Genomic DNA, 5178 nt, shown 5'->3' with positions numbered 1-5178 from the left:
CCCCGGACGGGTGTCCGGGGCCCCGCCGGGGCTCAGCTCGTGGTGAGCGCCGCCGTCGGCCGGTCCTTCTCCAGGGCCGCGGCGGCGTCCGGTGCGTACCGGCGCACTGGAACGCCGACTTCGCCGGGGCGGCCGAACTGCCCCGCCGGGCCGGTGAGTTGACGCTGGGCCTGATCGGGTTCGGCCGCATCGCACGCCTCCTCGCCACCCTCGCCGCCCCCGTGTTCGGGCGGATCGCCGCGCACGACCCGCACGCCGACCCCGCCCACTGGCCGGCCGGTGTGGAACGCTGCGAGGACGTCGCCGGCCTCGCGGCGGCCTCGGACATCCTGTCCCTGCACGTACCGCTCACTCCCGGCACACACGGCCTGGTCGACGGCGCGCTGCTGGAGCGGATGAGGCCCGGCGGCTTCCTCGTCAACGTCTCCCGCGGTGAGCTCGTCGACCCGTCGGCCCTGCTGGCCTGCCTGGACTCGGGCCGGCTCACTGGGGCGGCCCTGGACGTCTTCCCCGTCGAACCACCGCCCGCGGACGACCCCCTGCGGTCACATCCGCGGATCCAGCTCTCCCCGCACAGCGCTTTCCTGTCCGACACCTCGCGCCGCGCCTACGTCCGCCGCCCCGTGGAGAACGTCATCGCCTGGCACCGGACCGGCCGCCCGCTGACCCCCGTCATCGATCCCACCACCGAAGGAGCCGCCGCATGACCGGCATCCTCACCGCACCGGCCCACGACGACGCGCTCGCCGAGGAGACGCGGCTGCGCCGTGAACTGGCCGCCGTCTACCGGCTGGTCGCCCATTTCCGGATGACCGATCTGATCTTCACGCACATCTCCCTGCGGCTGCCCGGGCCCGGCCACCACTTCCTCATCAACCCCTACGGGCTGCTCTTCGAGGAGATCACCGCGTCCAGCCTGGTCAAGATCGATCTCGAGGGCAACCCGGTCGAGCCGACCCCGTACCCGGTCAACCCCGCCGGGTTCGTCATCCACAGCGCGATCCACGCCGCCCGCCCCGACGCCCACTGCGTCCTGCACACGCATACCAAGGCGGGATGCGCCGTGGCGGCCCAGCGCGACGGGCTGCTGCCGCTCAACCAGATGTCGATGGAGTTCCATAACCGCGTCGGCTACCACGACTACGAGGGCGTCGCCCTCAACCTCGACGAGCAGCGGCGCCTGGTCGCCGACATCGGCGACCACCCCGCCCTGATCCTGCGCAACCACGGCCTGCTGACAGTGGGCGAGAGCGCGGCCCAGGCGTTCTTGCGCATGTACTACCTCGAGAAGGCCTGCGAGATCCAGGTCACCGCCCAGGCCGGCGGCGCGCCGCTCGTCGTCCCGCCGGCCGAGGTCTGCGAGTACACCGCCCAGCAGCTCGCGGGCGAGGCGGCGTCGGACTTCGAGGACCACGACGCCTACGCCCTCGCCTGGGCGGCGCTCCTGCGCCTGCTCGACCGGACCTGCCCCGACTACAAGGACTGACACCACCACCGGAGCCGCCCACGGGAGTCACGGTGCTCCGGCCGACGGGCCGCCGCCCGGCGACGCCCCCGTGGTCCGGCGGCGGTGGCGAGACTCCGGGGCCCGGTCTAGCTTCGGGGCATGCGGGCAACGAGCGGCGGTGACACGGCGGCCGGGGTCTCGGCGGGCCGGCCCGGGCGGGCGTTCCGTCAGGAGGTATGACCGTGGCCGCTTCCCGTGGTGGGAGTGAAGGGCCGGCCGAGGGCCGGTACGGGGAGGACCTGTTCGAGCCCGAGCGGGCGGGCGAGGCCGCACGTATCGACGCCGCCGCGCTGGTGTACGACCCGGTCACCACGCGCCGGCTGCGTGCCCTGGGCGTGGGGCCGGGGCTGCGCTGCCTGGAGGTGGGGGCCGGCACCGGCACGGTGGCGCGCTGGCTGGTGGAGGAGGCCGGGGTCGAGGAGGTGGTCGCCCTGGACCGGGACACCGGCGCGCTGGCGGGCCTGGCCGGTCCCCGGCTGCGGGTGGTCGTCGCGGACCTGACGGACGAGCGGGTGCGGCCGGGTTCCTTCGACCTGATCCACGCGCGGTTCGTCCTGATGCATCTGGCCGAGCGCCGCCGGATCGTCTCGCGCCTGGCCGGCTGGCTGAACCCCGGCGGATGGCTCGTGCTCGGCGACGCGGTGGAGCTGCCCGATGTGCTCGACGCCTCCTCCGCCTACCGGCGCACCATGGACGCCATGTGGCAGGCGCTGTGGGCGACGATCGGCACGGACATCTCCGGTGTGCCGGCGTATCCGCATGTACTGCGCGAGGAGGGTCTGCGGGACGTGGGCGCGGAGCTGCACTGCCCGCCGCTGGCCGCGGGCGAGCCCCTGGCGCGTTTCTGGTCCGAGACCTGGAGCCGAATGCGGCCCGAATTGGTGGCGACGGGCCGCGTCGACGACGAGGTCGTCGACGAGGCTCTGGCGTATCTGGCCTCGCCGCGCCTCGCCGAACTGGGGCCCGGCATGGCGATGGCCTGGGGCCGGCGCCCGCCCGGGTGAGCTCCCCGAGGACTGCTCCGATCGAGTGGTGGGCCTTCGTGGCCCGGCGTACCGTCGGACGGGTGGACTCCCGAAAGGGCCGCCCCGCATGACCAGTGGACCGCGCCCGGCTCCCGCCGCGCAGGCCGCCGCCGAGAAATCCGGCGGTGGCGGGAACGCGATGGCTCTGCTGGTCATCGCCTCGTGTCAGCTGATGGTGGTGCTCGACATCACCATCGTGAACATCGCCCTCCCGGACATCCAGCGGTCCCTGGACTTCTCCACGACCAGCCTGTCGTGGGTGGTGAACGCCTACACGCTCACCTTCGGCGGGCTGCTGCTGCTCGGCGGCCGGGCCGGTGACATCCTCGGCAGGCGGCGGGTCTTCGTCTTCGGTGTGCTGCTGTTCGTGCTCGCGTCCCTGCTCGGCGGGTTCGCGCAGAACGGTGGTCAACTCCTCGCCGCCCGCGCCCTGCAGGGCATCGGCGGCGCCATCGCCTCGCCGACGTCGCTGGCCCTGATCAGTACGACGTTCCGCGAGGGGCCGGAACGCAACCGCGCCTTCGGGGTGTTCGCGGCGGTCTCCGCGGGCGGCGGCGCCATCGGGCTGCTCGCCGGCGGCGTCCTGGTGGAGTGGCTGAACTGGCGGTGGGTGCTGTTCGTCAACGTGCCCATCGGGCTGCTGATCGCGCTCGCCACACCACGCTGGATCAAGGAGTCCGAACGTCACCCGGGCCGCTTCGACTTCACCGGCGCGCTCACCTCCACCGTGGGCATGGTGCTGCTGGTCTACGGGTTCATCCGGGCCGCGCAGGACGGCTGGCGGGACGCCCTCACGCTGGTGTCGTTCGGCGCGGCCGTGGTCGTGCTCGCGGTGTTCGTGCTGGTCGAGCGGAGATCCCGGCAGCCGATCACGCCGCTGCACATGTTCGCCGACCGCAATCGCGCGGGGACCTACGGCATCATGCTGTGCCTCGCCGCGGCGATGTTCGGCATGTTCTTCTTCCTGACCCTGTTCGTGCAGAACGTGCTGGACTTCAGCCCGCTCCAGGCCGGGCTCGCGTTCCTGCCGGTGAGTGCGGTCATCGCGATCGGGGCGGGGCTGGCCTCGCGGTTCCTGCCGGTGTACGGCCCCAAGCCGTTCATGGTGCTCGGCGGCATCCTCGCCGCGGTGGGCCTGGCCTGGCTGACGCTGACCGACGTCCACTCCACCTACGCGGGCAGTGTCCTCGGGCCGATGCTGGTGTTCAGCCTCGGCATGGGCATGGAGTTCGTGTCGCTGACCCTGATGGCCCTGTCCAACGTGCCCGTGGCGGAGACGGGCGCGGCCTCCGGCCTGCTCAACGCCACGCAGCAGGTGGGCGGCTCGCTGGGACTGTCCATCCTGGTCACGATGTTCGGCACGGCCAGCACCAACGAGGCGGAGAAACAGATCCCGCGCTTCCTTCAGCAGGCGACACCCGCCGAGCGGGTCCGGTTCGAGCGCACCGGTGAGCTTCCTCCACCGTTCGCCGACGAGGTGCTCACCGCCGGGGTGTCGGCCGCGTTCATCATGGCGGCGATCTTCACCGTGCTCGCGGCGCTGATCGCGCTCGTGGCCATCCAGGTCCGCCCCTCCGATCTGCAGCGTCTCCAGGGCGGGATGGGTCCGGGCGGCGGCGCGGCGTGATCCGGACCCCGGTCAGGGGGCCGTCTCGGTCCTCGCTTCTGCCGGCCTGTCCTCGCCGGCCAGGGTGCCGGCCAGGGGCAGTCTGGCGAGCGCGAGCACGCCCGCCGCGATGAGGAGGACCCCGAGCAGCTGGGGCAGCAGCCACCAGCCGGTGCGGACGGCCTCGCCGTAGACGGTGATGCCGAGGGCCAGGCTGACGCCGGCGTCGCCGAGGGTGAGCGCCGGCTGGGACGCGACCAGGGGCCCGGCCTGCATCGCGTGCTCGAGCAGGAACAGCGCGGCGGCGCCGTACAGCGCGAATCCGTAGGTCTGCCAGGTGGTGAGGAACGCGGTGAGGCCGCCGTCGTCGAGGGTGTGCATCGAGGTCTTCATCAGCGCGGCGGTCGTCGCGTAGGCGACGGCGGTGGCCAGTCCGAAGCAGGCGGCGCGGGCCCGGCCCTCGGGGCGGCGCAGCCCGGCGGTCACCAGGCCGACGAGAGCGGCCGTGCACACGATGAGCGCGGGGATCCAGTGGTCCATCGGCACCTGGGTGCGGTCTCCGTCCGGTGCCGCGGCGACGAGGGCGACGGCGAGTCCGGTCACCACGGCGGCGACGGCGGCCCAGCCGGAACGCGGCAGCCGCCGTCGCAGCAGCACCGTGGCGATGACCAGGGTGAGCGGCAGCTCCAGCACGAACAGCGGCTGGACGACCGTCAGCGGCCCCGTGGCCAGGGCCACCGCCTGGCAGACGGCCGCCGCCACGACGGCGGCGATACCGGCGAGCCAGACGGGGTGCCGCAGCAGATCGAGCATGAGCCCGGCGCGGAGATGGTCGGACCGGGGGACGCTCAGGGCGGCCTTGCGCTGGAGGACGGTGGCCAGGGCGTTGCTGAAGGCGGCGCAGAGGGCGAACAGGACCGGCACCAGCATGTCCACCGTGCTCCTCGGGGTCGTCGGACGGCTCGTCCCTCCCCGGCCGCGCTCCCGCCATGGTGGCCCCGCTCCCCCGCCGGCCGCCAACGCGCACCGCGCGTCCGGGG

Annotated in this window: 5 protein-coding genes; 4 read left to right on the top strand and 1 reads right to left on the bottom strand. The window is 73.3% G+C overall.

Going from position 1 to position 5178, the window contains the following annotated elements:
• The 4 genes from N4P33_RS32395 to N4P33_RS32380 form a co-directional block, all read left to right on the top strand.
• Window positions 1-707 (top strand): NAD(P)-dependent oxidoreductase (locus N4P33_RS32395; RefSeq protein ID WP_313904624.1); only part of this gene is annotated, 707 nt, incomplete at its 5' end.
• A complete protein-coding gene (locus tag N4P33_RS32390) occupies window positions 704-1486 on the top strand; it encodes a class II aldolase/adducin family protein (RefSeq protein ID WP_260830512.1) in 783 nt (260 codons plus the stop codon). The genes N4P33_RS32395 and N4P33_RS32390, both read left to right, overlap by 4 nt.
• A 203-nt stretch (window positions 1487-1689) precedes the next feature.
• A complete protein-coding gene (locus N4P33_RS32385) occupies window positions 1690-2511 on the top strand; it encodes a class I SAM-dependent methyltransferase (protein WP_260830511.1) in 822 nt (273 codons plus the stop codon).
• 160 nt (window positions 2512-2671) lie between these two features.
• Complete coding sequence (locus tag N4P33_RS32380; RefSeq protein WP_399030529.1) at window positions 2672-4159, top strand: MFS transporter; 1488 nt, start codon at window positions 2672-2674, stop codon at window positions 4157-4159.
• 12 nt (window positions 4160-4171) lie between these two features.
• Here the strand turns inward: N4P33_RS32380 and N4P33_RS32375 are convergent, their stop codons facing one another.
• On the bottom strand, window positions 4172-5068 hold the full coding sequence (locus N4P33_RS32375; protein ID WP_260830509.1) for a DMT family transporter: 897 nt from the start codon (window positions 5066-5068) through the stop codon (window positions 4172-4174).
• Between the last annotated feature and the right edge of the window lie 110 nt (window positions 5069-5178).

The sequence above is a fragment of the Streptomyces sp. 15-116A genome (genome assembly GCF_025290915.1).
Taxonomy (GTDB): Bacteria; Actinomycetota; Actinomycetes; order Streptomycetales; family Streptomycetaceae; genus Streptomyces.
This window is presented reverse-complemented; position numbering and strand designations above follow the sequence as displayed.

What these genes read in the sequence shown, in the direction of transcription:
- N4P33_RS32380 (WP_399030529.1), top strand. Translation starts at nt 2,672, where the DNA reads ATGGCTCTGCTGGTCATCGCCTCGTGTCAGCTGATGGTGGTGCTCGAC.
- N4P33_RS32375 (WP_260830509.1), bottom strand. Translation starts at nt 5,068, where the DNA reads ATGCTGGTGCCGGTCCTGTTCGCCCTCTGCGCCGCCTTCAGCAACGCC.
- N4P33_RS32390 (WP_260830512.1), top strand. Translation starts at nt 704, where the DNA reads ATGACCGGCATCCTCACCGCACCGGCCCACGACGACGCGCTCGCCGAG.